Here is a 26,842-nt window from a genome sequence, read left to right on the forward strand (position 1 = left end):
ATCGGCGCGATCCAAAACATGTATCCGGAATTGGGCGCCGGCGTCGAGGAGCATTCGATCCTGTTGCGCGAGCCGCTGCAACGGGTCGCGCGCTCGGTGTATCCGATCATGGGCGTCGTCTATGACGGGAACCGGGCGGCCCAGACTGGCGAGCAGATCAAGCAGTACCACCACACCATCAAGGGAGTCGACGCGACCGGCCGCCGCTACCACGCGCTGAACCCGGAGACATTCTACTGGGCGCACGCGACGTTCTTCATGCTTGTGATCAAGGTGGCCGAGCACTTCTGTGGCGGGTTGACCGAAGCCGAGAAGCGCCAGCTGTTCGATGAGCATGTGCAGTGGTACCGGATGTACGGGATGAGCATGCGGCCGGTGCCCAAGTCGTGGGAGCACTTCCAGGAGTACTGGCAGCGTGTCTGCCGCGATGAGCTGGAGATCAATCAGGCCACCCTGGACATCTTTCGAATACGTATTCCCAAGCCGAAATTCGTGCTGATGCCCACCCCGGTGTGGGACCAGCTGTTCAGGCCGCTAGTGGCGGGCCAGCGCTGGATCGCGGCCGGGCTGTTCGAGCCGTCAGTTCGCGAGAAGGCCGGCATGCGGTGGACGCCGGGCGACGAAGTGGTGCTGCGGCTATTCGGCAAAATGGTCGAGCTGGCATTCCTGGCGGTACCCGACGAGATCCGGTTACATCCGCGTGCGCTGGCCGCCTATCGGCGGACCGAGGGCCGGGCTGCGGTGGACGCCCCGCTGGTAGAGGCACCGAGCTTCATGGCGCCGCCGCGGGACCGCCGCGGGCTGCCGATGCATTACTTCCCTCCCCGGAGCCCGCTGTCCAGAAGCATCATCGAGCGTGCCGGGTCGCTGGTGCACACCACTTTCTCGCTGGCCGGGCTGCGGCCGGCGCGGGGTCGCGGCAAGGCCGCCTAGGGGTTCGGGTTCGCCCGCTGAGCTCGTGCGCTCTGGTAGAGACAAATCGCCGCCGCCGCAGCGACATTGAGGCTTTGCGCACCGCCGGACATCGGAATAGCCACCCGGTTGTCGGCTTGTTGGGCCAGCTGAGGTGACAGGCCGTGAGCCTCGGCCCCGAACAGCCACGCCGTCGGTCCAGCGAGGTCAACATCGTCAAGGGACAACTCACCGTCCACCGTGGTGGCCAGTACCCGCAGCCCGGCAGCCTGCAGCGCGGTGACAGCCGCGCCGGTATCCGGCGCGACGACGACCGGTAGGGAGAAGACACTGCCAGCCGACGCGCGTAGGCATTTGCCGTTGTACGGGTCGACGCTATGCCCGCCGAAGATCACCACCGCGGCGCCCATCGCGTCTGCGATGCGGATCAATGTGCCCGCGTTGCCTGGCTCACCGATTTCCACCCCCACCACGACGAGCCGGGGCTGCTCGACCAGCACACCGTCCAAGCTGAGCTCGGGCAGCTCGCAGACGGCCACCAAACCGGCCGGAGTCACGGTGTCGGACAAGGCTTTTGCGGCGCGCTCAGTCACCAGGTTGACTGTGGCGTCTTGCCGGCCGACCAGAGCGGCGTACCGCTGTGCAGCCGCCTCGGTTACGAAAACTTCGCGGATCAGTCCGTGGCTGGACGCGGACTCGACCAGGTGCGCGCCCTCCACCAGGAAGCGCCGCGATCGGCGCCGGGCGACCTGCCGGTGAAGTTTGACCGCAGCGACTACCCGGGTCGATCGTTCGGTGAGCACCGGGTGCTAAATCTTCAACCGCCGGGCGGAGTTAGGCAGCCTCTCCGGAGGGCGCGTTGACATCGTCGGGCAGTGCGGCCCGCGCAACACCGACCAGCGCGGTGAACGCCACCGGATCGCTGACGGCGATTTCGGCAAGGTTTTTGCGATCGACCTCCACACCGGCGGCCTTCAGGCCCTGGATAAGCCGGTTGTACGTGATGTCGTTGGCACGTGCCGCCGCGTTGATCCGCGAGATCCACAGCTTGCGGAACTCGCCCTTACGTGCACGGCGGTCGCGGTAGGCGTAGTTCAGTGAATGCAGTTGCTGCTCTTTGGCTTTGCGGTAGAGACGGGATCGCTGGCCCCGATAGCCTTTTGAGGCCTTCAGAATGGTGCGCCGCTTCTTCTGGGCGTTGACTGCCCGCTTTACGCGTGCCATTAGGTGTTCCTATCGTCGTCTGGACGTAATGGTGGTTACGCCGCTGTCTTCTTTACGGGCGTGGGTCAGCCGTTCAGCAACTTGTTGACCCGTTTGATGTCGTTGGCGGACACAGCGGTACGGCCGTCCAGTCGTCGCGTTCGGGTGCTCGGCTTGTGCTCGAGCAGGTGCCTGCGATTGGCCTTCTGACGCACGATCTTCCCGGTGCCGGTGCGCCGGAATCGTTTTGACGCGCCACTGTGGGTCTTGGTCTTGGGCATATGTCCTCAGTTCTGCTGTATCAGTTCGGCGATGGTTCGGTTTCGCCGTTGGGTGCGGCCTGGGGCGTGGGGCCACCGGCCTGTTGGGCTGCACGCGCACGAGTTTTCGCGCCGCGGTGCGGTGCCAACACCATCGTCATGTTGCGTCCGTCCTGCTTGGCCGACGTCTCGACGAATCCGTAGTCGGCGACGTCGGAGCCCAGGCGCTGCAGCAGCCGGTAGCCCAGCTCGGGCCGCGACTGCTCACGTCCGCGGAACATGATGGTCACCTTGACTTTCGATCCCGCCTCCAGAAACCGGATCACGTGGCCCTTCTTGGTTTCGTAGTCGTGATCATCGATCTTGGGTCGCAACTTCTGCTCTTTGACGACGGTCTGCTGCTGGTTCTTGCGAGACTCGCGCGCCTTTTGCGCCGCCTCATACTTGAACTTGCCGTAGTCCATGATCTTGCAGACCGGTGGCCTGGCGTTTGGCGCAACCTCGACGAGGTCGAGATCGGCATCCGCGGCGACGCGGAGAGCATCCTCGATACGCACGATGCCTACCTGCTCCCCTCCTGGGCCGATCAAACGGACCTCAGGTACGCGGATGCGTTCGTTGACGCGGGTCTCAGTGCTGATGGGGCCTCCTGGGCTCGATAATGTTTTCCTATTGCCACCGCCACCTGATCCGTCCGGATTCAGCGGTGAAAACACCACACCATCAGCAAAAAAAGCCCTGCGTAAGCAGGGCCCGGTGCCGACCGGTCACGGCCGAAGCCGCCTGCATCATGCAGAACCGGCACAGCTGGTGTGCCAGTGACCGGACCGCTGAGCCTGGTAAACGATTTCGTGGCCAACGGTGGGAGTGGGACTCCACTTGCTGTCTCTGGCCTTCGCCGGAGACGGTCGCGCAGGCAAGTCTAGCAGTCAGGACGCGCGAGTCGGCCACCGAGCGCCGCCGAGCAGCCGACACGTGCAATTCCGTGCCTTCCGGACATAGGCATTCCATAGCTTGACCGAATATCCTCGCGGTCTGTGACCCTAACCGCGTCTCGCCCGCGGAGCCGCTCGACTTCCCGGCTCCGCTGGGTGCCCGTAGCCGCCGGGTGGACCGTTGGCGTCATCGCCACGCTGTCGCTGATCGCCAGCGTGTCGCCGGTGATCCGCTGGGTCATCAAGGTGCCACGCGAATTCATCAACGACTACCTGTTCAACTTTCCGGACACCAGTTTCGCGTGGTCGTTCGTGCTGGCCTTGTTGGCCGGCGCGCTCACTGCGCGCAAGCGCATCGCCTGGTGGCTATTGGTCCTCAACCTGGTGCTGGCTGCCGGGTTGAACATCGCCGGTCTAGCGGCCGATGGCATCACCTCACTGAAGAGGGTCGGCGAGACCCTGGGGCTCGGTTTCCATCTGGCCGCGTTAGTGGTGCTGGTTTTGGCCTACCGAGAGTTTTGGGCCAAGGTCCGCTCAGGTGCGCTCTTCAAGGCGGCCGCCGTGCTGGTCACCGGCTGGGCGATCGGAATCCTGCTGTCCTGGGCACTGGTCGAGACGTTTCCCCGCACGCTGGCACGGGACGACCGGCTGTTCTACGTGGTGAACCGGGTGGTCGGATTCGCCGTCGTAGACCCTGGCTCGTTTGAGGGCAGGCCACCCGTCTTCCTCAACGCACTCTTCGGACTGTTCGGCGCGATGGCGCTGATCGCCGCGGCGATCGTCCTTTTCCAATCCCAGCGCGCGGAAAACGCGCTCACCGGCGAGGACGAATCCGCTATCCGCGGGCTGCTCGAGCTGTACGGCAAGAACGACTCCCTGGGTTACTTCGCCACCCGCCGAGACAAGTCGGTGATTTTCGCGCCGAGCGGTCGTGCCGCGATCACTTACCGCGTCGAGGTCGGAGTCTGTCTGGCCAGCGGAGACCCGATCGGCGACCCACGCGCGTGGCCGCAGGCGATCGACGCCTGGCTGGCGCTGTGCCAGACCTACGGCTGGGCGCCCGGGAATATGGGTGCCAGTTCGGCAGGGGCTAAGGCGTTTCGCGAGGCCGGCCTGAACGCGCTGGAACTGGGCGACGAGGCCATTCTGCACACGGCCGAGTTCAGGCTCTCCGGCCGAGAGATGCGCGGGGTACGCCAGGCCGTGATGCGGGCGCGCCGAGCCGAGCTGGCGGTACGCATCCGCCGCCACCACGACATCGAGCCTGCCGAGATGATGCGGGTGCTCGCCCGTGCGGATGCATGGCGGGACACCGAAACCGAGCGTGGGTTCTCGATGGCGCTGGGCCGGCTCGGCGACCCGGCCGACGGTGACTGCCTTCTGGTTGAAGCCGTCAAACCCGACAACACCGTGGTCGCGATGCTTTCGCTGGTGCCCTGGGGCCGCAACGGCGTTTCGCTCGATCTCATGCGCCGGTCGCCGGATTCTCCCAACGGGACCATCGAGCTAATGGTCACCGAGCTGGCTCTGCACGCTGAGCGCATCGGCATCAGCCGTATTTCGCTGAACTTCGCGATGTTCCGGTCGGCGTTCGAACAGGGTGCCCAACTGGGTGCAGGCCCGGTGGCGCGATTGTGGCGCGGATTTTTGGTGTTCTTCTCGCGGTGGTGGCAGTTAGAGACGCTGTACCGCTCGAACATGAAGTATCAACCCGACTGGGTACCGCGCTACGCCTGCTACGAGGATGCTCGGCTGATTCCCCGCGTGGGCGTCGCATCGGTGATCGCGGAGGGGTTCCTCGTGCTGCCGTTCACCCGGCGCAACAAGCAGCACACGGGCCATCACTCGTCCGTGCCGCCAACGCTGTTGGCAACCGGGCTCTTGCGCCACGACGGCTCGGCACCAGACGTCTCCGCGTTGCAGCAGACCGACCTCGGTGGGGGTGAAGACGGCGACCGCCGGCTGCCAGAGCAGATGCGCGTCCGGCTGTCCAAGCTGAAGAAGCTGAAGGACAGCGGTATTGACGCCTACCCAGTGGGTCAGGCGCCGAGTCACACGGTCGCCCAGGCATTAGGCGGCGATGACGACCGGGCGGCGGTCTCGGTGTCGGGGCGCGTGCTCCGGATCCGGGACTTCGGCGGTGTGCTGTTCGCCCAACTGCGCGACTGGTCAGCGGAAGTGCAGCTGCTGCTGGAGAATTCAGTTCTGCAGCACGGGCGCACCGCGGACTTCACCAAGGCCATCGATCTCGGCGACTTGGTCGAAGTGACCGGGGAGATGGGATACAGCAAGACCGGGACCCGATCACTCATCGTTCGCAGCTGGCGACTGATCGGCAAGTGCCTGCGGCCGCTGCCCAACAAGTGGAAGGGGCTGACCGATCCCGAAGCGCGCGTGCGTAGCCGCTATGTCGACCTGGCGGTCAACGCCGAGTCGCGCGAGCTGATCGTGGCTCGCAGCCGCGTGCTGCGTGCCATCCGAGAAACGTTGGACGCCAGGGGTTTTCTGGAAGTCGAGACCCCGATCCTGCAGCAGATTCACGGTGGCGCAACCGCCCGCCCGTTCAATACCCACATCAACAGCTACGACCTCGACCTCTACCTTCGGATTGCGCCGGAGCTATATCTGAAGCGGCTGTGCGTCGGCGGAGTGGAGCGGGTCTTCGAACTCGGCCGGGCGTTCCGTAACGAGGGGGTCGACTTCAGCCACAACCCGGAGTTCACCCTGCTGGAGGCCTATCAGGCGCACGCCGACTACACCGACTGGATCGACGGCTGCCGCGAGTTGATCCAGAACGCCGCCGAGGCGGCGAACGGCGCGCAGGTGGTGCTGCGGCCCCGCCCGGGCACCGCCGATGACAGCTTCGAAGCGGTCGACATCTCCGGTGTGTGGCCGGTAAAGACGGTGCACGACGCGGTATCCGAGGCGCTCGGTGAGCACATAGACGGTGAGACCAGTTTGGCCAAGCTGCACAAGCTGTCCGATGCCGCGCACATCCCGTATCTGGCGCGGTGGGACGCCGGCGCGGTGGTGCTGGAGCTCTACGAGCATCTGGTCGAGGAGCGAACCGAGCAACCGACCTTCTACATCGACTTCCCCCTATCGGTGTCGCCGCTGACCCGACCGCATCGCAGCAAGCCCGGCATTGCCGAGCGCTGGGACTTGGTGGCGTGGGGCGTCGAGCTGGGCACCGCCTACAGCGAGCTCACCGACCCGGTGGAGCAGCGGCGCCGCCTGGAGGAGCAGTCCCTGCTGGCCGCCGGTGGTGACCCCGAAGCCATGGAGCTCGATGAGGATTTTCTGCATGCGATGGAATACGCGATGCCGCCCACCGGAGGTCTGGGGATGGGCGTCGACCGCGTCGTCATGCTCATCACGGGCCGCAGCATCCGCGAGACGCTGCCCTTCCCCCTGGCGAAGCCGCGATAGCGACGCCGGGTAACGCGAATACCGCTTGACCAACCGATCGGTGAAACTCGTGCTCAAAGCCCGCAATCCGTACCACAATGGACTATGTGACGGGTTCAACGACGAGCCTTGCGTTCTCGGTGCTGGCCGAGCACCACACCTCATTGATGCACGGCTGGCTACCCGGCACGATCCAGGCCGTCGCCGTGACAGTGCTGCTGCTGGCGGTCGGGTGGCGGTCGCGCCGTTGGCGGCTGACGTGGCTACCGGCGGCTGCAGCCGTAGGAGCCGGGGTGGCTGCTTGGGCTCACTGGTACATCACCACCGACGGCCTTGCCGACGACCCCGCGCCGCACCTGTTGTGGTGGTGGATCGCTTTCAGCGGCGCAGCCATAGCGATCTTGGTCCTGGGCTGGCCCAGCGCAGCCTGGTGGCGGCGTGGCGCATCGCTGCTGGCCGTGCCGCTGTGTCTGCTCAGCACGGGACTGGTGGTCAACCTGTGGGTCGGCTACTTCCCTACCGTGCAGACTGCGTGGAATCAGCTCACCGCCGGTCCGTTGCCTGACCAGACCGACCTGACGACCGTCAACGCGCTGGCGTCCACCGGCATCCAGCCCCAGCACGGCAGTTTGGTGCCGGTGACGATCCCCGACCACGCCTCTCACTTCAAGCATCGCGGCGAGTTGGTGTACCTGCCGCCAGCATGGTTTGGCAGTTCTCCGCCGCCGCAGCTGCCGACGGTGATGATGATCGGCGGTGAGTTCAACACGCCCGCTGATTGGGCGCGGGCGGGCAATGCGGTGAAGGCGATCGACGACCTGGCGGCCGCACACGACGGAAACGCGCCGGTGTTCGTCTTCGCGGACTCCGGCGGAGCGTTCAACAACGACACCGAGTGCGTCAACGGATCCCGTGGGAACGCGGCCGATCATCTGACCAAAGACGTGGTGCCCTATATGGTCTCGAGCTTTGGGGTGAGCCCCGATCCATCGCGGTGGGGCATCGTCGGCTGGTCCATGGGTGGCACCTGCGCGGTGGATCTCACGGTCATGCACCCGGAGTTGTTCAGCTCATTCGTCGACATCGCCGGAAACATGGGCCCGGACACCGGAACCAAGGCGCAGACCATCGCTCGGCTGTTCGGCGGCAGCACCGACGCGTGGGAGGCGTTCGACCCGGCCACGGTGATCACCAGGCACGGTCGATACGACGACGTCTCGGGCTGGTTCGACATTTCGTCGGACAACGCGCCGAAGCGGTATCACAGCCTCACGGTGGCCGCCACGGGCGCGATCGGGTTGGGCGGTCAGGACAATATCCGGTACCCGGACGACCAGACCGCTGCCGCCGAGCGGCTGTGCAGACTGGGCCGCGCCAACGGCATCGATTGCGCAATCGTCGCCCAGCCGGGCAAACACGACTGGCCATTCGCGAGTAGGGCTTTCGCCAAGGCCCTGCCCTGGCTGGCCGGCGAGTTGGACACTCCCGAGGTGCCGTTGATCGCGCTGCCAACTACGTCCCCGTCGCCGATGTCCGCACTGGCGCCGCGCACTGAGTCGGTCGGCAGGTAGGACCACTTGATCGCAGGGGTAACGTGAAACCATGCCCGATGAGCCGACGAGTTCCGCTGCCGAGTCCAACGTCGACCCGGACTACACCAGTTCGGGCATTCCGACCTTCGAATCGGTCCGCGAAAAGATCGAGACGCGGTACGAGACATCAATCGGCGCAGCCGAATTGGATGCCGAGAGCCCCGAGGGCCGAGACGTCGAGGAGCAGTACCAGGAGCGGCAGCGGGCGGCTGCCGAGCGGCTGGCCCAAATCCGCAAGTCGATGCACGACGACAGTTAGGCGCTGACCTTTCGTCGCCCGTTCGCACGCCGCGGTGCGTCAGTCGATGCGCTGGCGACACTGAGTGTTTCGGCGAGGAACTTACCGGTGTAGCTTTCCGGCACCGCCGCGATGTCCTCCGGTGTGCCCTCGGCGACGATCGTCCCGCCTTCGGCACCGCCCTCCGGTCCCATGTCGATGATCCAGTCCGATGTCTTGATCACGTCCAGGTTGTGCTCGATGACTATCACCGTATTGCCTTTGTCGACAAGGCCGTTGATCACGTCCAGCAACTTGCGGATGTCGTCGAAATGCAAGCCGGTGGTGGGTTCGTCGAGGATGTACACGGTGCGTCCGGTGGAGCGCTTCTGCAACTCGGACGCCAGCTTGACCCGCTGCGCCTCACCGCCGGACAGCGTCGGCGCCGGCTGACCGAGTCGCACATACCCGAGGCCGACATCGACCAGAGTCTGCAGATAGCGGTGGATGCCGGTGATGGGCTGGAAGAACTCAGCGGCCTCCTCGATCGACATGTCCAAGACCTCGGAGATGGTCTTGCCCTTGTAATGCACCTCAAGGGTTTCCCGGTTGTAGCGGGCGCCGTGACACACCTCGCACGGCACGTACACATCTGGCAGGAAGTTCATCTCAATCTTGATGGTGCCGTCGCCGGTGCACGCCTCGCAGCGGCCGCCCTTGACGTTGAACGAGAATCGGCCCGGCTGATAGCCACGAACCTTGGCCTCGGTGGTCGCGGCGAACAAGGTGCGGATCTTGTCGAACACCCCGGTGTAGGTGGCCGGGTTGGAGCGCGGCGTGCGACCGATCGGCGACTGGTCGACGCGGACCAGCTTGTCCACATGGTCCAGCCCCGTGACCCGGACATGCCGGCCCGGGACCTGTCGGGCGCCGTTGAGCCTGTTCGCCAGCACCGCGGCCAGAATGTCATTGACCAGAGTCGACTTGCCGGAGCCCGATACCCCGGTCACCGAGGTCAGCACGCCAAGCGGAAACGACACGTCGATTTGGCGCAGATTGTGCTCGTGGGCGCCGACGACCGTGAGCCGACGTCGCTTGTCAACAGGCCGCCGGATCGCCGGGGTGGCAATGCTTTCCTTGCCGGATAGGTAGGCGCCGGTGATCGAGTCGCTGTTGTGCAGCAGCTCGGCGTAGGTGCCGCTGTGCACGATGCGACCGCCGTGCTCGCCGGCCCCCGGGCCGATGTCGACAACCCAATCGGCGTGCGCGATGGTGTCCAAGTCGTGCTCGACGACGATCAGCGTATTTCCTAAATCCCTTAAGCGGGTGAGGGTTTCGATGAGCCGGCGGTTGTCACGCTGGTGCAGGCCGATCGACGGCTCGTCGAGCACATACAGCACGCCGACCAAGCCGGAGCCGATCTGGGTGGCCAGCCGGATGCGCTGCGCCTCACCGCCGGACAGCGTGGCCGCCGCACGGGAGAGCGAAAGGTACTCCAACCCGACGTCGAGCAAAAAGCCCAGCCGCGACTGGATTTCCTTGAGCACCTGACCGGCGATGGCTTGTTCGCGCGGGCCCAGGGTGAGCGCGTTCAGGAAATCCGCGCAGTCCGAGATGGACAGTTCGCACACCTCGGCGATGGACTTCGCGCCACGCTCCCCCGCGGCCAATGCGACGGCCAGGATTTCCGGCTTGAGTCGAGTGCCGTCGCACACCGGGCACGGCACGTCACGCATGAAGCCCTCGTAGCGCTCCTTCATCAGCTCGGATTCGGTCTGGTCCATCTTGCGCTGCAGGAACGCCAGCACGCCTTCGAAGTCGGCGTAGTAGGACCGGGTGCGGCCGTAACGGTTGCGGTAGCGAACGTGCACCTGCTCATCGCAGCCCTCCAGGATCGCCTTGCGCGCCTTGGCCGGTAGGTTGCGCCAGGGCGTGTCGACGTCGAAGCCCATCGCCTCGCCGAGGCTGGCCATCATCCGGGTGAAATAGTCCGCGGTGTGGCCCATCGACCACGGCGCGACCGCCCCCTCGGCCAGGGTGCGATCGGGGTCGGGCACCACCAGGTCAGGGTCGACCTCCTTGCGGATTCCCAGGCCGGCGCACTCCGGGCAGGCACCATACGGCGAGTTGAACGAGAAGGACCGCGGCTCCAAGTCGTCGACGGCCAGGGGGTGCCCGTTAGGGCAGGCGAGTTTTTCGGAGAACCGCTGCTCCCGGTTGTGGGCGTCGTGTTCGTGGTCGACAAATTCCAGCACCACGATGCCGTCCGCCAGGTTCAGCGCGGTTTCCACCGAGTCGGTGAGCCGCTGCTTGGCGGCGAGCTTGACCGTCAGGCGGTCCACCACCACCTCGATGTCGTGCTTCTCCTGCTTCTTCAGCTTGGGCGGATCGGTCAGCGAATGCACCACGCCGTCAACCCGGACGCGGCTGTATCCCTGGGCATTGAGCTTCTCGAACAGGTCGGCGAACTCCCCCTTACGTGTCCGCACCACCGGAGCGAGGACCTGGAATCGGGTGCCTTCCGGCATCGCCAGCACCTGATCGACGATCTGCTGCGGCGTCTGGCGGGCGATCCGCTCACCACAGACCGGGCAGTGCGGAGTGCCCGCGCGGGCGTACAGCAGTCGCAGGTAGTCGTAAACCTCGGTGATCGTCCCGACCGTCGACCGCGGGTTGCGGTTGGTCGACTTCTGGTCGATGGACACCGCCGGGGACAGCCCCTCGATGAAATCGACATCGGGTTTGTCCATCTGCCCCAAGAACTGTCGGGCGTAGGCCGACAGCGACTCCACGTAACGTCGCTGGCCCTCGGCGAAGATGGTGTCGAACGCCAGCGACGACTTGCCTGAACCGGACAGCCCGGTGAACACGATCAGCGCGTCGCGCGGTAAGTCGAGGTCGACGCTGCGCAGGTTGTGCTCACGCGCACCTTTGACGATCAGGCGGTCAGCCACTCAGCCCCTTTCACCGGGCCGCTCCCAGCGCCGTATCAGCGCCGCAATCCGGCCGGACACACTACCGTGTCCATGCTAGGTGTCCCCTCTGACATAGTTTGACCGCCTTCCCGCCCTCACAGAAGATCTCGATACGAACGGACATCGTCCTCGACGGTCAAGATGTCACCCTGACGCCGATCTACGACGTTGGGAGCGCGCCGCGCGAGCAGCAGCGCCTCTATTGTTGATCGATCGAGCTCTCCGGACGAAGGAGCCGCCGACGGTCAACACAGGCAAGACCCCACCGACCAACCCGCTGACGCCTGGCGAACGTCGTGCCATGTTGATAGCGGCCGCCGTTTTCGTTGCTTTGATCGCGGCGGCGGTGGTGACGTGGACGCTGACGGGCCACTCGTCCGGATATGGCCGATCCGGCGACAGCTGCGTAAATGTCACGATCGCGAGTTCGATGGGCAGCGCAGTCGAGCACGCATGTGGTGCAGAAGCACACGACTGGTGTCGCGCTGTCTCCACCCAGCACGACGCCCACTCGAAAGCAGTCCAGGCGCAGTGTCGAATCGCGGGGATTCTGCCATAGCGGGCAACGCGGGCAAGTTAGCTCGACCTGTTGCCCTTAGCGAAGCCGTTGATCCCACGCTCCCATTGGAACGCAATGGATGCAGTTGAGTCCGTCCACGGAAGCGCCGGCGCGCCAATAGCAGTTTGGGGGGCCAGCCGGCTGCACCAATATGGATTCCGATGTCATATCACGTAATTCCCGGATGGAATCTGTTAGTTCACATTGAATTATTCGAGACAGAGCGGGCGTAGCCGACGCCGGCCGGCCGCGGTGGAGCGGAGGTCTGGGTTCAAGCAGAAATCTAGAATTAACACTTAATTTTCTGACCGAAACCCAACGGCGCGATAGTCTGGCCACTCGCGTGTGGCACCGCGGCAGCGACCGAAGGGTGGACCGGCATGAACCCTTATCCCGACTGGCTTAGCCCCGGAGACAATGCGTGGCAATTGGTGGCCGCGACCCTGGTCGGCTTGATGAGCATTCCGGGTATTGCAGTGCTGTACGGCGGCCTTGTCCAAAAGAAGTGGGCGGTCAACACGATGTTGATGGCGTTCACCGGGTTTTCGTTGGTATTGGTGGTGTGGGTGCTGTGGGGCTTCAAGATGGGCTTCGGGGAGCCTCAAAAGTTCGGCCCGGGCATCCTGCAGGCCGCGGTGGGCAAGCCGCGCAGCATCTTGGGCGCCGACAACCAGCACCAGGCGGTCATCCCGCTGCTCGACGGGGCGATGCCCAAATTTCGGTTCTCCGAGACCACGCTGGCTTACTTCCAGTTCGTATTCGCCGCAATTACCCCGCTGCTGTTCTTGGGCAGCGTGGTGGGCCGAATCAACTTCAAGGTGTGGCTGATCTTCGTGCCGCTATGGTCGACGTTTGCTTACTCGGTGAACGCCTTCCTGGTGTGGGGTGGGGGCTTTTGGGCTCAGCCGCACACCGGCATCAGTAGCCTCTTTAGCACCGGAACGCTGGACTACTCCGGCGGGTACGTAATCCACTTGGCCGCCGGCACCAGCGGGTTTGTCGCAGCCGCGGTGATAGGGCCCCGACTGGCCCGCGACCGCGAACGCGCCGTGCCCAACAACTTGCCGATAGCCGCGGTTGGGGCGGGCATCCTGTGGTTGGGCTGGAACGGGTTCAACGGCGGTGACCCCTACTTCGCTGGCACCAATGCCTCCTTGGCCGTGATAAACACGAACCTGGCCACCGCGGTGGCGCTGCTGACCTGGGTGATCTGGGACATCTTCGCGAGCCGCGAGCGTAAACCCACCCTGCTGGGCGGCATCAACGGCATGATCTCAGGGCTGGTGGCCATCACCCCCGCCGCCGGCTTCGTCAACACCTTCGGCGCCCTCATCATCGGAGTGGTAGCCAGCTCGCTGGTGTGGATGTCCTGGAACTGGCTGGGCCGCACCCGCCTGTTCAGGAAGGTCGACGACAGCCTCGGCGTCGTGCACACCCATGGCGCGGCGGGCTTGACCGGTGGCCTGCTGGTCGGGGTGCTGGCCGACCCGCACATCGTCATCTACCTCGGCAACGGCAAAGACGTCAAGGACGTCACCAACGCGGGTTGGCTGTGGGGCCATCATCCGGCACAAATTCTGGTCCAACTCTGCGCGGCGCTCACCATCATCGCCTGGGACGCCTTCGTTACGTTCGCCATCCTGAAGTTTCTTGGCCTGTTCATGAAACTGCGTGCACCCGAAGAAGTCTTGGAACAGGGCGACATCGGCGTGCACTTGGAGGAGGCCTACCCCGACGACATCCTCGTCAGCGGCGGCCAGACGCACTGAAAGCCTGATGACATGAAGCTGATTACCGCAATCGTCCAGCCGTTTACGATCGCGGACATCCGTGCCGCGCTGACCAACGCCGGCGTGCACGGCTTGACCTACTCCGAAGCCCGGGGCTACGGGCGCCAGAAAGGGCACACCGAGGTGTACCGGGGTGCCGAGTACGAGGTCGACTTCGTTCCGAAGGCACGCGTAGACGTCGTCGTGGATGACGAACATGTCGACGTCGTGGTCGCGGCCATCGTCGGTGCCGCACGCACCGGCAAGATCGGCGACGGCAAGGTCTGGGTAACCGCTGTCGAGTCGCTGACCCGGGTGCGAACCGGCGAACGCGGTTCAGATGCCCTTTGAGACAGCAATCAGCACACCCGAACTCGACGCGCATCGACTAGACCAGTATCAGCCCCGTGGGGCAAGCAACCGTCGGGCAGTACGGTGGCCGGTATGACTCGCGCCGACGACGATGATGTCGGCGCAGCCGGGATCGAGGAGTGGCGCCGATGACTTCCGTGAACGACAACTACACCGGGCACGTCGAACCGGGTACCGCCGCAAAACGCACCCTTCCGGGCGTGTCGATCGTGAAAGCGTCGGTGGGCCCGATGGACAACAATGCCTACCTGGTGACGTGTTCTGCGACCGGGGAAACGCTGCTGATCGACGCGGCCAATGACGCCGACGTTCTGATCGACCTGGTGCGCAACCACGCCCCGAAGGTGTCCCTGATCATCACCAGTCACCAGCATTTCGACCACTGGCAGGCGTTGGAAGCCGTGGCGCAGGCTACCGGCGCGCCGACCGCCGCGCATAAAATCGATGCCGACCCGCTGCCGGTGAAGCCGGACCGCCTGCTGGCGGGTGGCGACACCGTGCAGATCGGCAAGCTGACGTTCGACGTCATCCATTTGCGGGGGCATACGCCCGGATCGGTCGCGCTGGCCCTCGACGGTCCCGCCACCGGCGGCGTCACCCAGCTGTTCACCGGCGACTGCCTGTTCCCCGGCGGCGTCGGCAAGACCTGGCAGCCCGGCGACTTCACGCAACTGCTCGAGGACGTCACCACCCGAGTGTTCGATGTCTACGGCGACGCCACCGTCGTCTACCCCGGCCACGGTGACGACACCACGTTGGGCGCCGAGCGCCCCAGCCTTGCAGAGTGGCGCGAGCGCGGCTGGTAAGCCGCGGGAGCGACTTCCGACAAACCCAGCGGCGTGACCGGGGTTGGTGCATAGCGGTCGCGAAACATGTTGCAGCGCTTAAACTTACCGCGATGAGGGTGGATTGACTTCGGCACAACGCACACGGTCGGCAGTCGTCGACGGAGAAACTATCCCGTCGCGTCGTTCGACGGGATCGACACGTGGTCGTCGCTCATCGCCGCCAACGCCTCCGGCGCCCAACGCTTCCTGACGGTGGACGCCTTCACGCAGGCGGGCTTCGAGGTGATCGCGCTGCTCAACGAGCCGTCCGCGGCGGGTTTCGACCTCGGCGGCGGGACATTCGACGCGTCGCCTGCGGCGCCGCCCGGTGCGGCGCAGCGATGACCGCCCGGATGTCGAAGAACGCTACGTCGTCACGCCCGGTGGAGCGGTGGAGGTGACGCTCACGACGCGACCGGCCCGGTTGAGCCGAACGTTCCGCCTGGAGCGGCACGATCTCAACACCGCGTGATGCCTGCGCCCTGTTACGGCGCGGCGTCGAGGTCGGGCGTCCAGGCCACCCCGTTGATGTGGCTCCCGCCGTCGACGAAGAGCGTGTTGCCGGTGAGGTAACGGCAGCCCTCGCCTGCGAGGAATAGCGCGACCGGGGCGATATCGAGGTAGGGGTCTCCGATCCGGCCCATCGGATTCATCGCGTCGGCGAAGGTTGCAATCTCCGGGTTGTCGCCGAGCGCGCGCATGAAAGCCACGCTTTTGGCCGCCGGGCAGATGGCATTGACCGTCACGCCGAACGGCGCCCACTCCCGCGCGGCGGTGCGGGTCAAGGCGCGCAACGCCTCTTTGGCCGCGTTGTACTCCAGGGTGCCCATATGCGCGTTGACCCCGTTGAGGCTGCACATGTTGATCACCCGTCCCCAACCGCGTGCCCGCATATTCGGGAGTGCGGCCCGCATGGCCCAGAACGGCCCGTAATAGGCGACCGCGATGCCGTCGCTGAGCTGCCGATCGGTCTTGTTCTCCACCCGGCCGATCGAGCCGCCGCCCCAGGCGTTGTTGACCACGACGTCGATCGAGCCGTACGTTGAAACCGCTTGCGCGACAGCATTTTCGACTTGGTCGCGGACCGCGACGTCGACATGGGCGAACAATCCGCCGATGGCGTCGGCGACTTCGCGGCCGGTGCGCTCGTCGCGTTCGGCCACCACGACTTTGGCACCCTCCTCGGCGAACCGGCGCGCAATGGCTTCACCGATGCCGGCTCCGGCCCCGGTGATCAGCGCCACCTTGCCGTCCAACTGCCCGGTCACGCCGGCCGTCCCAGCGCGCCCGCGGCCAGCAGGTCGCGTGCATCTGCCGAGCCGTCCAGTGCGCGGGTGGTGCGTTTGACGATCTGCCATCCCGCCGCCGCCCGCCGTAGCGTGATGTGGTTGGCGCCGGCCCGCCACACCCGGTAGCCGCTGCCGTCCTCGTTGTGCCGAACCAGAATCGACTCGCACACCGCCACGGCCTCGTCGCCGTCGATGTCGACGCGCACCGGGCCCAGGAAATGGGCGGAACCGCCGCTGATCAGCCCTTGGTGAGCCGGCGATCGCACCATCTCGGCAACGTCGGCCCGGCTACGCATGTGCCAGCCGTCGACGTCGTACTCGCCGTCTTCTGCCCACAGCCCGGCGACCGCGTCGGCGTCACCGGCGTCCACCAGCGGTCCGTAGGACGCCATTAAGCGAGCGATGGCCAGTTCGTCTTCAGCCCGGCCCAGCCGCTGTTCCAGCAGGGCGAGTCGCTCCTCTACCCTCATCTCGCTTCCTCTCGGCTTGCAGCAGCCTCTGCATTGTGCGATGAGCGCCGAGAACGGCCCCGGCGCGATCGGAATCGTTGTGCATGGCCACGATCTCGTCGTTGCCGCTGATGACATGCACGGGCCCGCGGCCCAACCATTCCAGTCCCTCACGTGCCACGTCCGCGGGCTCGGCGACGACGATCCCGGGGGCGTCGAAATTCAAGCCGGCCCGTTCCATCGCCGGTGTCCTGGTGACGCCGAGGACCAGTTCCAGCACGTCGACGCCGTGGTCGCGCAGCTCCAACCAGAGCCCCTCGGCGAAGATCCTGGTGAACGCCTTGACACCGCCGTAGACGGTTTGTCGAGCCGATCCCAGGTAGCCGGCCAGCGACCCGAGCATCACGATGCCGCCGCGCCGCCGGGCGCGCATCGCCTGTCCGTAGTGGTGCACCAGGGCAAGCGGCGTCGAGACGTTCAGGTCGATGACGTGCTGAAACCCGGCCAGATCAGCGTCGAGGAACTCATGACTGTGCGTATTTGCCCCCGCAACCAGGATCAGCAGGCCCACGTCGAGCCCGGAGGTCGCTGCCGCGATGCGGGCGCAGGCGGCGGGGGCGCTCAGATCGGCCTGCACGGTCCGTACCTCGCCACCGTGCCGGCGACACCGATCGGCGGTCTGTTGCAGCGGGTCACCCTTGCGGGCTACCAGCGCCAGGTTCAAACCCGCCTCGGCGAGAAGGTGCGCAAATTCGGCGCCGACACCCTCCGAGCCGCCCGCGATCAGCGCCCACGGGCCGTACTTCGCGGTATCGAGCACCGGGGTGAATAGCGGTTATGGGGTGGTGTGCACGATCAACACGTCGACCTTGGCCCGGCGCGACACGTTGGCCGGCACCGATCCCAGCAGCCGGCCCGCAATCGTGCTCAGGCCGACGTTACCGACAACGAGCAGATCGGCGCCGACGTCCTCTGCGAGCCCGACCAGCGCATCGACCGGGGCGCCGACGACTGCTCGTTCTTCGATATTCTTGGCGCCCGCGGCGTGGGCCCGATCTTTGGCCTCACGCAGGATCGCGTAGATCGGGGCGCTACCCGACACCTTGTAGCTTTCGTCCTTCAGGGCGTCGGCGGCCCGCGTATCTTCGTGTTCGGGCAGGTAGGCCGTCGCGACGATCAGCTTCGCGTCCGCCCCGGCGATGGTGCCTGCCCGTTCTACCGCGCGCAGCGACGAGTCCGACCCGTCGGTTCCTACCACCACGGTCCGATAGGCGCTCATTTACCCTCCCAGTTGTCGGTTGCTACGCCAACCCAAGACAGTATCGCTTTGCCTGATCCAGATGGTCCGATTTGAGACACGCTGCACAGCCTTGACCCGGCCGTACCGAGCCGCCCCGGGGTGCCCGCGGACCTCAATCCCACCGGCGCCGCCATCGACGAGAAGCTAATAGGACTCAAATCCTTTGGCGTGCAACCCATTTGCCCCAACCACGCCGCGATGGGCAGCCCGCCGCATTCAGCGCCGTTCAGCAAACCGAATTATGACCAGGCCGGACGGTTAATCAGATTCACCACAGAACCCTTACAGTGACACACATCATGATCACGCCGACGATCGAACAGCCCAAGGCGGCTGTTGCCCCGAGCTACTCGCAGCCGCAGCGTCGCGGCAGGCTGTTCGACCCGCTGGCGGTCGCTTTGCTGGCCGCCGTTATCAGCGCCGCCGGGGCGAGCCGGCCGTCGTTGTGGTTTGACGAGAGCGCCACGATCTCCGCTTCGGCGAGTCGCTCAGTGCCCGACCTGTGGCGGATGCTGGGTCATATCGACGCCGTGCACGGCCTGTTCTACCTGCTGATGCACGGCTGGTTCGCAGTCTTCCCACAGACCGAGTTCTGGTGCCGGGTTCCCAGTTGCCTGGCGCTTGGGGCCGCGGCCGCCGGCGTGGTTGTCTTCGCCAAGCAGTTCTCGTCGCGCCGGACCGCGGTCTGCGCGGGCGTCGTCTTCTCGATCCTGCCGCGCGTGACCTGGGCCGGCGTCGAGGGCCGCTCCTATGCGCTGACGGCGGTCGCCGCAATCTGGGTGACCGTGCTGCTGGTGACCGCGATACGGCGAAACCGGGGGTGGCTGTGGCTGCTATACGCGGTGGCCCTACTGCTGTCGATACTGCTGAACGTCTACCTGGTGTTGCTGGTGCCGGCCTACGCCGTGATGGTGCCGATGATCGGGGGCCGCAAATCCGTTGTGATCTGGTGGGCCGCCACCTCGGCGGCGGTGGCGGCGATCATGACGCCGTTCATGCTGTTTGCGCACGGCCAGAGATTTCAGGTTGCCTGGATCTCACGGCTCAGTTGGCACAGCGTGATCGACGTTCTGCAGCACCAGTTTTTCGACAACAGCGTCCCGTTCGCGATCCTGACGGCGATCATTTTGGTGGCCGCGCTCGCATTTCGGTTGACCGGCCGATGGGAATGCGATGGCGATACCCGCCGGCTGCTGACGGCTTGCGCGGCATGGATTGTCGTGCCCCCCACCGTCAGCCTGATCTACTCGGCGCTCACCGAGCCCTTCTACTGCCCGCGATATATGTTCTTCACCGCGCCTGCGGCTGCGGTGGTAATAGCCGTCTGCATTGTCGCGGTTGCCCGACGACCGCGGTGGATCGCCGTGGTCCTGGTGTTGCTCGCCGTGGCGGGTTTCCCGAATTATCTTCTGTCCCAACGGCAGCGCTATGCCAAGGAAGGCTGGGACTATAGCGACGTCGCCGACGTCATCAGCGCCCACGCCGCACCCGGGGATTGCCTGTTGGTCGATAACACGGTGAGTTGGCTACCCGGGCCGATCCGCGCGCTGCTTGCGGCCCGTCCGACGGCCTTCCGGCCATTGGTCGACGTCGGCCGTGGTCAGCGCGCACCCGAGCGTGGCACCCTCTGGGACGGCCACGTGGCGGTGTGGCTGGTGGTAGGCCGGCTGTACCAATGCACGACGCTATGGACGATTTCCACACATGACACCACCTTGCCGGACCACCAAAGCGGGAAATCGTTGCGACCTGGGCGGGTGCTAGGACGCGCACCTGCGTATTGGACGCCGAAGCTGATCGGGTTCCACATCGTCGAGCGCTGGCAACTCCACCGCACCCAAGTCATCAAGTCGATCCGCTGACAAGGCGCCGATCGGCCAACGAAATAGCTTGTGCCGGAACCCAAGTCGACCTCGTCGGTCAGCGCTGTCCCCGGCTGGCGCGGTAGGACGCCACCGCGCCGACCGCGCCCAGTGCCGCGAACACCGCGAACAGCCAACGGGCAGCCATCACGGCGCCGCCGTGCGCGCTGTTGACGACCACGCCTGCCAGGCCTGCGCCGAACGCCCCAGAGATCAGCTGCACCGTGTTGATCGCCGCGGCGGCGGCCCCGCCTTCTTCCGTCTCGTCGACGAACCGCATCGCCCACGCCGATAGATGCGGCCAGGCCGCCCCGATGCCCGTGCCGGTGATCGTCAACGCCAGCGCCCACACGACGGCAACGCCCACCGGCGCGTTATCCACCTGGGTAACCGCGCCTAACACAAGGCCCACGGCCATGATCAGTGGTGCGGCGGCGACCACGTGGGCAATGACGCGGCCGCTGCCCAGCGATGCGCTGACGATCTCGCTGACGGTCCAGCCGACGGCCAGCGCGGCGCCCAGAAAACCGGCCACCACCGGAACCAGATGCGCCAGTCGTTGCCCGAACAACGGCACGTACATGTCGACCATCGCCGAAGCCATCAGCAGCGCCATCGTCAGGTAGATCCACCTGAGCGGGCCGGAACCAAATGCGCTGGGCGGCAACACCGCGACCGACATCCGCCGATCGACCGCAACAAACACGACAACCAGCAGCAGGCTGGCGACAACCAGCGCTGTCGTCGCGACGCTGTTGTGCGGAACCTGCGCGACGCTAACCGTCAGCGCGGCCGCTCCCAACAGCAGCAGCGACCACACCGGGATTTTCAGCATCGGCGCAGCGCCGCTTGGACCGGCACGGCCGGCGGGCAGCACCGTCGGGACCAGCGCGGCCATCGCAGCAGTCAGCATCGCCACCGCACCGAACGCCCAACGCCACAGCCCGAACTGGGCAAAAAAGCCACCCGTGGCTGGCCCGACAATCGTTGCGACGCCCCACATTGCCGATACCAATGCGGAGGCCCGGGTCCACAGCGCTTGCGGCAGGGCGGCGCTGATCACCGCATAGCCCAAGCCAGCCAGCAGCCCGCCGGCTGCCCCCTGCAAGGTACGGCCCGCCAGCAGCACCTCCATGTTGGGGGCCGACGCACACACCACGCTGCCGATCCCGAAGACCGCCAGTCCCAGCAGGTATGACGGACGCGCCCCGAAACGCAGCAGTGCCGCGTTGACCCCGGCGGCCGCCACCACCGACCCGACCAGGTAGAGGGTTGTCACCCAGGCAAAGAGCCGTTCACCGCCGATGTCGGCGACGGTGCTCGGCAGCAGGCTGATGGTCAGGAATTCATTGATCGCGTACAGCGCCACTCCGCCGGCGAGCAGCGTCGACGTGCCAAGGTACCGGGCGCCCAGCAGCTCACGCCAACCGCCGGCGGTCTCGGTGGTGCTCGCCGCGTCGGTCACGTACACCACGCTATGAACTCAACCGCGGTTGAGTTCAAGGCGCCGACCTCAGGGGCGCGTCGGCGGCCGATCACTTCAGACCGGCTGCGTCCATTCCGCGCAGTTCTTTCTTCAAGTCGGCGATCTCGTCGCGGAACCGGGCGGCCAGCTCGAATTGCAGGTCCCGCGCCGCGGCCATCATCTGCTCAGTGAGGTCCTTGATCAGGTCGGCCAACTCGGCTCGCGGCATGCCTGCGGTGTCGCGCCCCTCGAACACCCCCGCGCTGACCGCTCGGCCGGGCGCACCCTGCGCCCGCCGGCCACGTGACGCGTTGCGTCCGGATCCGCCGACCTGGACGGCCCCGGTGGATTCAGTATCCGCGGCCTCGCGGTAGACCTGGTCGAGGATGTCGGCGATCTTCTTGCGCAGCGGCTGCGGGTCGATGCCGTTGGCCTCGTTGTAGGCGATCTGTTTGGCGCGCCGACGTTCGGTCTCGTCGATGGCCTCTTTCATCGAGTCGGTCATCGTGTCGGCATACATGTGCACTTCGCCGGAGACGTTGCGGGCGGCCCGGCCGATCGTCTGGATCAGGCTGCGCGACGACCGCAGGAAGCCTTCCTTGTCAGCATCGAGGATCGACACCAGCGACACCTCGGGCAAGTCCAGCCCCTCTCGGAGCAGGTTGATGCCGACCAGTACGTCGTAGTCACCCAGCCGCAGCTGGCGCAGCAGTTCCACCCGGCGCAACGTATCCACCTCGGAGTGCAGGTAGCGCACGCGGATGCCCATTTCCAGCAGGTAATCGGTGAGGTCTTCGGCCATCTTCTTGGTCAGCGTCGTCACCAGCACGCGCTCGTCGGCTTCGCTCCGTTTGCGGATCTCACCGATCAGGTCGTCGATCTGGCCCTTCGTGGGCTTGACGACGACCTTCGGATCGACCAGGCCGGTAGGCCGGATCACCTGCTCGACGAACTCCCCGCCGGACTGGCTGAGCTCGTATGGGCCCGGGGTCGCCGACAGGTACACCGTCTGACCGATCCGGTCAGCGAACTCTTCCCAGGTCAGCGGCCGGTTATCGCACGCGGACGGTAGCCGGAATCCGTATTCGACGAGGTTGCGCTTGCGGGACATGTCGCCCTCGTACATGCCGCCGATCTGCGGCACGGTCACATGCGACTCGTCGATGACGAGCAGGAAATCCTCCGGGAAGTAGTCGAGCAGCGTCGCCGGCGGCGAACCGGGCCCACGGCCGTCGATGTGGCGCGAGTAGTTCTCGATACCGGAGCAGAACCCGACTTGGCGCATCATCTCGATGTCGTAGCTGGTGCGCATGCGCAGCCGTTGAGCCTCCAGCAGCTTGCCCTGGCCCTCGAGTTCGGCGAGCCGCGCGGCAAGTTCTTCCTCGATGGTGGCGATCGCGTGAGCCATCCGCTCGGGTCCGGCCACGTAGTGGGTGGCCGGGAAGATGCGCAGCGAGTCGACCTTGCGGATCACGTCACCGGTCAGCGGATGCAGGTAGTACAGCGCTTCGATCTCGTCACCGAAGTATTCGATGCGGACGGCCAATTCCTCGTAGGAGGGAATGATCTCGACGGTGTCGCCCCGCACCCGGAACGAGCCACGAGTGAACGACAGGTCGTTGCGGGTGTACTGCACGTCGACCAACAGCCGCAGCAGCCCGTCGCGCGGCACCTCGCTGCCCACCTGCAGCTCGACGGAGCGGTCCAGGTAGGACTGCGGCGTGCCCAGGCCGTAGATGCACGACACCGAAGCCACCACCACGACGTCGCGCCGCGATAGCAGTGCCGATGTCGCGGAGTGCCGCAGCCGCTCCACATCGTCGTTGATCGAGCTGTCCTTTTCGATGTAGGTGTCGGTCTGCGCGATGTACGCCTCTGGCTGGTAGTAGTCGTAGTACGAGACGAAGTACTCAACGGCGTTGTGCGGCAACATCTCTCGAAGCTCGTTGGCCAACTGAGCGGCCAGCGTCTTGTTCGGCGCCATCACCAGGGTCGGGCGCTGCAGCCGCTCGATGAGCCATGCGGTAGTCGCCGACTTCCCGGTACCGGTGGCACCCAGCAACACGACGTCGTGCTCCCCCGTGAGAATTCGCCGCTCCAACTCCTCGATAGCCACCGGCTGGTCGCCGGCCGGGTCATGCGGGCTGACCACCTCGAAGTGCCCACCGGCGCGCACCATGTCCTCAACAGGGCGGTATTCAGAGTGGGCGACAATCGGATGCTCGGTAGCGAAAGCCATGGCTACCAGGGTAGGCCCGACCACCGACAGCCGGAGGATGTCATCCGTGCTGACGGGTCCACACCAGGGTCCCCGGATCGCATTGGATCAGGTACCCGTCGTCCGACTTCGACATCGCGAAGACGGGGACGTTCGGCTCGTCGCAGGACGTCCCGGTGGAATGCACCCCGCTAGTGACAGGTGCTCTGTCCCAGGTGTTGGCCTCGCAAACGATCTGGGTATTGGCGGTGGAGTCGTAAGCGAGCTTGTCGACATCGCTGCACACGCCGCCGAGCACCGGCGCAGACGATGCCGTGGCGGGCACCGCCGTGTTCGCAGAAGCCTGCGCGGGATCGGCCACGGCGACATCCGGGGGAACGTCTCCAACCCGTGTCGCAAGGACCGGAATCCGCAGCATCGCACCTTGCGCGCCGCACTCGTTGCTCTGCACGGTCTGAGTCTGCACGCCGCGCAGCGTGCCGTCGGGTTGCGGCGTCAACGACCACACCACGGTTTCGGCCTGCGTCGCCGTCTGCGTTCCGTGTGCTTCGCGGCACTGTGTCTGTAGCTCACGGGGCGCGCTCTGCCAGTGTCCGTCGACGAAATGCAGAACGCCGGTGTTACCGGTGCCGGTGGATTTCGCAGCTTCGTGGTTGACGTTGTCCAGCTTGGTCCCGGTGGCCGCGCACCCGGTGGACGTGCAGGCGGAAAGGAAGGCCCACCAACTGGTTTGCGCGCCATTGTTCGGGATGACGCCGTTGGACGACTGCTTCGCGCGGTCGTAGTCCAACCGATAAGAGCCGTCGAGTACCGGTTTGGCGGCAGTCGGGCCCGAACCGGGTAGCACAGCGGACGCCGACGATGTCGCATTGAACCGAGGCGGTGACGCAGGGTTCGACGCGGGCTGGTCGTCCCAGGAGAAAAACGAAACGGCCCAGGTGATTGTCAACGCAACGACCAGCGTGATCGCTGTCGCGGCGGCGATGCCGGTCTTGAGCGAAAACCTGCGGCCGCGCTTCGCCGACGCGGTGCCGCGACGCATGAAAGAACCGCGGCGGGTGGCCTTGTCGTTGAAGGCGGCGGCAAAGTCCCGGCACCGATCGAATCGGTCCGCGGGATCCTTCGCGAGGGCTTTGAAGAACACGTCATCGAGGCGAGCCAGATCCGAACGGTGGTCGCTGAGCCTGGGCGGAGCCGCGTGCAGATGCTGGCCGATCACGGCGACCGGGTTGGAATGCCGATACGGCGGCACACCGGTCAACAGGTGAAATGCGGTGGCGGCCAACGCGTACTGGTCGGCCCGCCCGTCGATGTTGCCCCCGACCAACTGTTCGGGAGCGGCGTAGGCAACCGTTCCCACCGCGACATTGGTCTCGGTGATTCCGCTGATGTCGGCGAGCTGACGCGCAACCCCGAAGTCCGCCAACAGGATCCGTCGTTCCTCATCCTCGGGATGAGTGAGCAGGATGTTGGCGGGTTTCACGTCGCGGTGCAGCATCCCTCGCACGTGGGCGTAGTCGAGTGCACCCGCGACCGCGTCGATGATTGCGCCGACGTCGTGTTCTGACATGCCTTTGCGGTAACGCTCTTTCACCAATCGAGCTGCGTCGGTGCCTTCGACGTAGTCCATCGCGATCCAGAGTTGGCCCTCGAACTCACCGCGGTCGTGCACTGCGACGATATGCGGGTGGAAAAGCGTTGCCGCCAGATCAGCTTCCCGGTTGAATCGTTCACGGAATTCGCCGTCGACCGTCATTTCCTTGGCCAGGACTTTGAGCGCATCGCGCCGCGGCAAGCGCGGGTGCTTAGCAAGATAGACGTCGGCCATCCCGCCGGAGCCCAACGGGCGCAAGATCGAGTAGCCGGCAAAAGCGGTACGGTTCCCCATCCCGGCGGACGGGCCGCTGGCCTGGCCACGTTCGCCGCCCGCGGCGTCGTTGCGATTCGGCATCGATCCGATCAGCGGCACGCGGTGGAGAAGTTCGGTGACAGCCAGATGCGGAAGGGATTGATAACCGCGTCGCAGCACACTGCGCACACGCTGCTGGGCGCTCACCGGTCGCCGGTCGACATCCCAGCGTTCCGTGGTGTTGTTCGTCTCCTCATCCATTTGCCGTCACCCCCTCCTATCGTCAAACACGCTGCGCGCAGCGGCGCGGACCCTTGCTCCAATTAAGAGTCCCGCGGAAAGGTTTGCACGCCAGACACTTTCAGGATGTCAACCACCGGCGCTGTATCGGCCGAAGCCGGCCCGGACGCAGATGCACGCGGTTCACTCACTCTTCGCATGATGCCCGCCGATGCGGTTGCCTGGGTTGGTGCCACTTATGAAACGGCTATGTATCGGCGCCGGCCTGCTCAGAGCGGGCTCACAGAGCCGACCAGCACGAAACATAGGCAAGTCACAGGTGCGTCGCGTGGAAGCTCGCCTGCGCGGCAACCGATACTGAAATGGTGAGCCGATCATCCCCGCCCATGCTGACCATTTGGCACGACGGGTCGCAACATACGTTTACCGCCGGCCATGACGTGGTCATCGGACGCGACGCGGATGCCGACATCCGCATCGTCGATCCGCGGATCTCCCGCGCGCATCTGATCCTGCGCTTCGAACAGGGCAAGTGGCTGGCGATCGACAACGGTTCGATGAACGGGACGTTCGTCAACGGCTACCGCAGGCCGGTGATCGACATTCGCGACGGCCAAAGCATCAACATCGGCAATGCCGGCGGACCGCAGCTGAGCTTCGAGGTCGGACAGCATCGGGGAAGGACAGGTCGGCCGCCGTCTGGGTCGCCGCGGGACACCGAGCCGTCCACCATCTCATGGTCGACGCCTCCCCCGTCCGGGCCGCCGCGCTCATACCCACCAGGCCAGGTCGACGGTCCGCGACAAGGCGGGCCCAGGCCCGCCCGCCCCGCTGCGCCGCGAGCCCATCCGGCTCCGCACTCGCGCAACGCACCGCGACAGCCGACGCGCGACCAGCCGACCGACGTGCATGTGCCACCGACACCGCCGGGCCCCCCGCCCGCCGACATTACGGTGGTCAATGCCGGTTCGCCGGCGCCGCAGGACATCGTGGCACCCACCGAGATGACCGTCGTCGGCGCGCGATCCGGCGACGTCTCAAACCTTGCGACGAGGTTTGTGAAGTTCCTGTCGCAGCGATCGTCGGCGCCCGCGAAGTTGGCGGGTTCGGTCACCATCGGTCGTGCCAGCGACAACGACAT

Annotated in this window: 22 protein-coding genes and 1 pseudogene; 11 read left to right on the top strand and 12 right to left on the bottom strand. The window is 65.6% G+C overall.

The genetic code is table 11. From position 1 onward, the window contains the following. A partial coding sequence (locus VEI45_RS01640; protein ID WP_324849489.1) for an oxygenase MpaB family protein occupies positions 1 to 933 on the top strand: 933 nt, incomplete at its 5' end. On the opposite strand, the gene VEI45_RS01645 is transcribed toward VEI45_RS01640, so the two are convergent. The 4 genes from VEI45_RS01645 to infC all read right to left on the bottom strand — a co-directional run bounded on the left by VEI45_RS01645 (position 930) and on the right by infC (position 3,016). Continuing rightward, the gene (locus VEI45_RS01645; protein WP_324849491.1) at positions 930 to 1,715 is read right to left on the bottom strand and encodes an RNA methyltransferase; all 786 of its coding nucleotides are present in this window, start codon (positions 1,713 to 1,715) and stop codon (positions 930 to 932) included. The two genes, VEI45_RS01640 and VEI45_RS01645, sit on opposite strands and share 4 nt — an antisense overlap. A 31-nt stretch (positions 1,716 to 1,746) precedes the next feature. Beyond that, positions 1,747 to 2,136: a 50S ribosomal protein L20 gene (rplT, locus tag VEI45_RS01650; protein ID WP_324849493.1), complete on the bottom strand. Its 390-nt coding sequence runs from the start codon at positions 2,134 to 2,136 to the stop codon at positions 1,747 to 1,749. 65 nt (positions 2,137 to 2,201) lie between these two features. Further along, positions 2,202 to 2,396, bottom strand: a complete 195-nt coding sequence (rpmI, locus tag VEI45_RS01655; protein ID WP_324849495.1) for a 50S ribosomal protein L35 — start codon at positions 2,394 to 2,396, stop codon at positions 2,202 to 2,204. Between the two features lie 20 nt (positions 2,397 to 2,416). Then, positions 2,417 to 3,016 carry a translation initiation factor IF-3 gene (gene infC / locus VEI45_RS01660; protein WP_324849530.1) on the bottom strand — a complete coding sequence of 200 codons (600 nt, stop codon included), beginning with the start codon at positions 3,014 to 3,016 and terminating at the stop codon, positions 2,417 to 2,419. 396 nt (positions 3,017 to 3,412) lie between these two features. Between infC and lysX the strand changes: the two genes are divergently transcribed. The 3 genes from lysX (at position 3,413) to VEI45_RS01675 (ending at position 8,569) form a co-directional block, all read left to right on the top strand. After that, the gene (gene lysX / locus VEI45_RS01665) at positions 3,413 to 6,739 is read left to right on the top strand and encodes a bifunctional lysylphosphatidylglycerol synthetase/lysine--tRNA ligase LysX (protein WP_324849497.1); all 3,327 of its coding nucleotides are present in this window, start codon (positions 3,413 to 3,415) and stop codon (positions 6,737 to 6,739) included. 77 nt (positions 6,740 to 6,816) lie between these two features. Beyond that, a complete protein-coding gene (locus VEI45_RS01670) occupies positions 6,817 to 8,289 on the top strand; it encodes an alpha/beta hydrolase (protein WP_324849499.1) in 1,473 nt (490 codons plus the stop codon). A 31-nt stretch (positions 8,290 to 8,320) separates the two neighbouring features. After that, a complete protein-coding gene (locus VEI45_RS01675; protein WP_324849501.1) occupies positions 8,321 to 8,569 on the top strand; it encodes a hypothetical protein in 249 nt (82 codons plus the stop codon). On the opposite strand, the gene uvrA is transcribed toward VEI45_RS01675, so the two are convergent. Continuing rightward, positions 8,566 to 11,481 (bottom strand): excinuclease ABC subunit UvrA, encoded by a 2,916-nt coding sequence (gene uvrA, locus VEI45_RS01680; protein WP_324849503.1) that lies wholly within the window; start codon positions 11,479 to 11,481, stop codon positions 8,566 to 8,568. The genes VEI45_RS01675 and uvrA overlap by 4 nt on opposite strands. Positions 11,482 to 12,441: 960 nt before the next feature. On the opposite strand from uvrA, the gene VEI45_RS01685 reads away from it, so the two are divergent. The 5 genes and pseudogenes from VEI45_RS01685 to VEI45_RS01705 all read left to right on the top strand — a co-directional run bounded on the left by VEI45_RS01685 (position 12,442) and on the right by VEI45_RS01705 (position 15,501). Further along, positions 12,442 to 13,830: an ammonium transporter gene (locus VEI45_RS01685; protein WP_324849505.1), complete on the top strand. Its 1,389-nt coding sequence runs from the start codon at positions 12,442 to 12,444 to the stop codon at positions 13,828 to 13,830. Positions 13,831 to 13,842: 12 nt separating this feature from the next. Continuing rightward, positions 13,843 to 14,181, top strand: coding sequence for a P-II family nitrogen regulator (locus VEI45_RS01690; protein ID WP_324849507.1), 339 nt, complete (start codon positions 13,843 to 13,845; stop codon positions 14,179 to 14,181). Positions 14,182 to 14,330: 149 nt separating this feature from the next. Further along, positions 14,331 to 15,008, top strand: a complete 678-nt coding sequence (locus VEI45_RS01695) for an MBL fold metallo-hydrolase (protein WP_324849509.1) — start codon at positions 14,331 to 14,333, stop codon at positions 15,006 to 15,008. A 102-nt stretch (positions 15,009 to 15,110) separates the two neighbouring features. Beyond that, positions 15,111 to 15,341: pseudogene (locus tag VEI45_RS01700) on the top strand (hypothetical protein); the annotation flags it as partial. Between the two features lie 16 nt (positions 15,342 to 15,357). Further along, the gene (locus tag VEI45_RS01705; protein WP_324849510.1) at positions 15,358 to 15,501 is read left to right on the top strand and encodes a hypothetical protein; all 144 of its coding nucleotides are present in this window, start codon (positions 15,358 to 15,360) and stop codon (positions 15,499 to 15,501) included. 13 nt (positions 15,502 to 15,514) lie between these two features. On the opposite strand, the gene VEI45_RS01710 is transcribed toward VEI45_RS01705, so the two are convergent. From VEI45_RS01710 to VEI45_RS01725, 4 genes are read right to left on the bottom strand one after another with little or no spacing between them, the layout of a single operon-like run. Further along, entirely contained in the window at positions 15,515 to 16,297 is a 783-nt protein-coding gene (locus VEI45_RS01710; RefSeq protein WP_324849512.1) for an SDR family oxidoreductase, read from the bottom strand. Further along, positions 16,294 to 16,788 carry a nuclear transport factor 2 family protein gene (locus VEI45_RS01715; RefSeq protein WP_324849514.1) on the bottom strand — a complete coding sequence of 165 codons (495 nt, stop codon included), beginning with the start codon at positions 16,786 to 16,788 and terminating at the stop codon, positions 16,294 to 16,296. Before VEI45_RS01715 ends, VEI45_RS01710 begins: the two co-directional genes overlap by 4 nt. Continuing rightward, positions 16,736 to 17,587 carry an SDR family NAD(P)-dependent oxidoreductase gene (locus VEI45_RS01720; protein WP_324849516.1) on the bottom strand — a complete coding sequence of 284 codons (852 nt, stop codon included), beginning with the start codon at positions 17,585 to 17,587 and terminating at the stop codon, positions 16,736 to 16,738. The genes VEI45_RS01715 and VEI45_RS01720 overlap by 53 nt, the downstream gene beginning before the upstream one ends. A 15-nt stretch (positions 17,588 to 17,602) precedes the next feature. Continuing rightward, the gene (locus VEI45_RS01725) at positions 17,603 to 18,046 is read right to left on the bottom strand and encodes a universal stress protein (protein WP_324849518.1); all 444 of its coding nucleotides are present in this window, start codon (positions 18,044 to 18,046) and stop codon (positions 17,603 to 17,605) included. Between the two features lie 320 nt (positions 18,047 to 18,366). On the opposite strand from VEI45_RS01725, the gene VEI45_RS01730 reads away from it, so the two are divergent. Continuing rightward, positions 18,367 to 19,929 carry a hypothetical protein gene (locus VEI45_RS01730; RefSeq protein ID WP_324849520.1) on the top strand — a complete coding sequence of 521 codons (1,563 nt, stop codon included), beginning with the start codon at positions 18,367 to 18,369 and terminating at the stop codon, positions 19,927 to 19,929. Between the two features lie 58 nt (positions 19,930 to 19,987). Here the strand turns inward: VEI45_RS01730 and VEI45_RS01735 are convergent, their stop codons facing one another. From VEI45_RS01735 to VEI45_RS01745, 3 genes are all read right to left on the bottom strand, one after another. Continuing rightward, complete coding sequence (locus VEI45_RS01735) at positions 19,988 to 21,394, bottom strand: MFS transporter (RefSeq protein ID WP_324849522.1); 1,407 nt, start codon at positions 21,392 to 21,394, stop codon at positions 19,988 to 19,990. Positions 21,395 to 21,464: 70 nt separating this feature from the next. Then, positions 21,465 to 23,633: an excinuclease ABC subunit UvrB gene (gene uvrB, locus VEI45_RS01740; protein WP_324849524.1), complete on the bottom strand. Its 2,169-nt coding sequence runs from the start codon at positions 23,631 to 23,633 to the stop codon at positions 21,465 to 21,467. A 40-nt stretch (positions 23,634 to 23,673) separates the two neighbouring features. Further along, positions 23,674 to 25,722: a serine/threonine-protein kinase gene (locus VEI45_RS01745; RefSeq protein WP_324849526.1), complete on the bottom strand. Its 2,049-nt coding sequence runs from the start codon at positions 25,720 to 25,722 to the stop codon at positions 23,674 to 23,676. Between the two features lie 365 nt (positions 25,723 to 26,087). Between VEI45_RS01745 and VEI45_RS01750 the strand changes: the two genes are divergently transcribed. Next, positions 26,088 to 26,842 (top strand): FHA domain-containing protein (locus VEI45_RS01750; protein WP_324849528.1); only part of this gene is annotated, 755 nt, incomplete at its 3' end.

Origin of the sequence: Mycobacterium sp. (assembly GCF_035623875.1) — a bacterium.
Lineage (GTDB): Bacteria > Actinomycetota > Actinomycetes > Mycobacteriales > Mycobacteriaceae > Mycobacterium.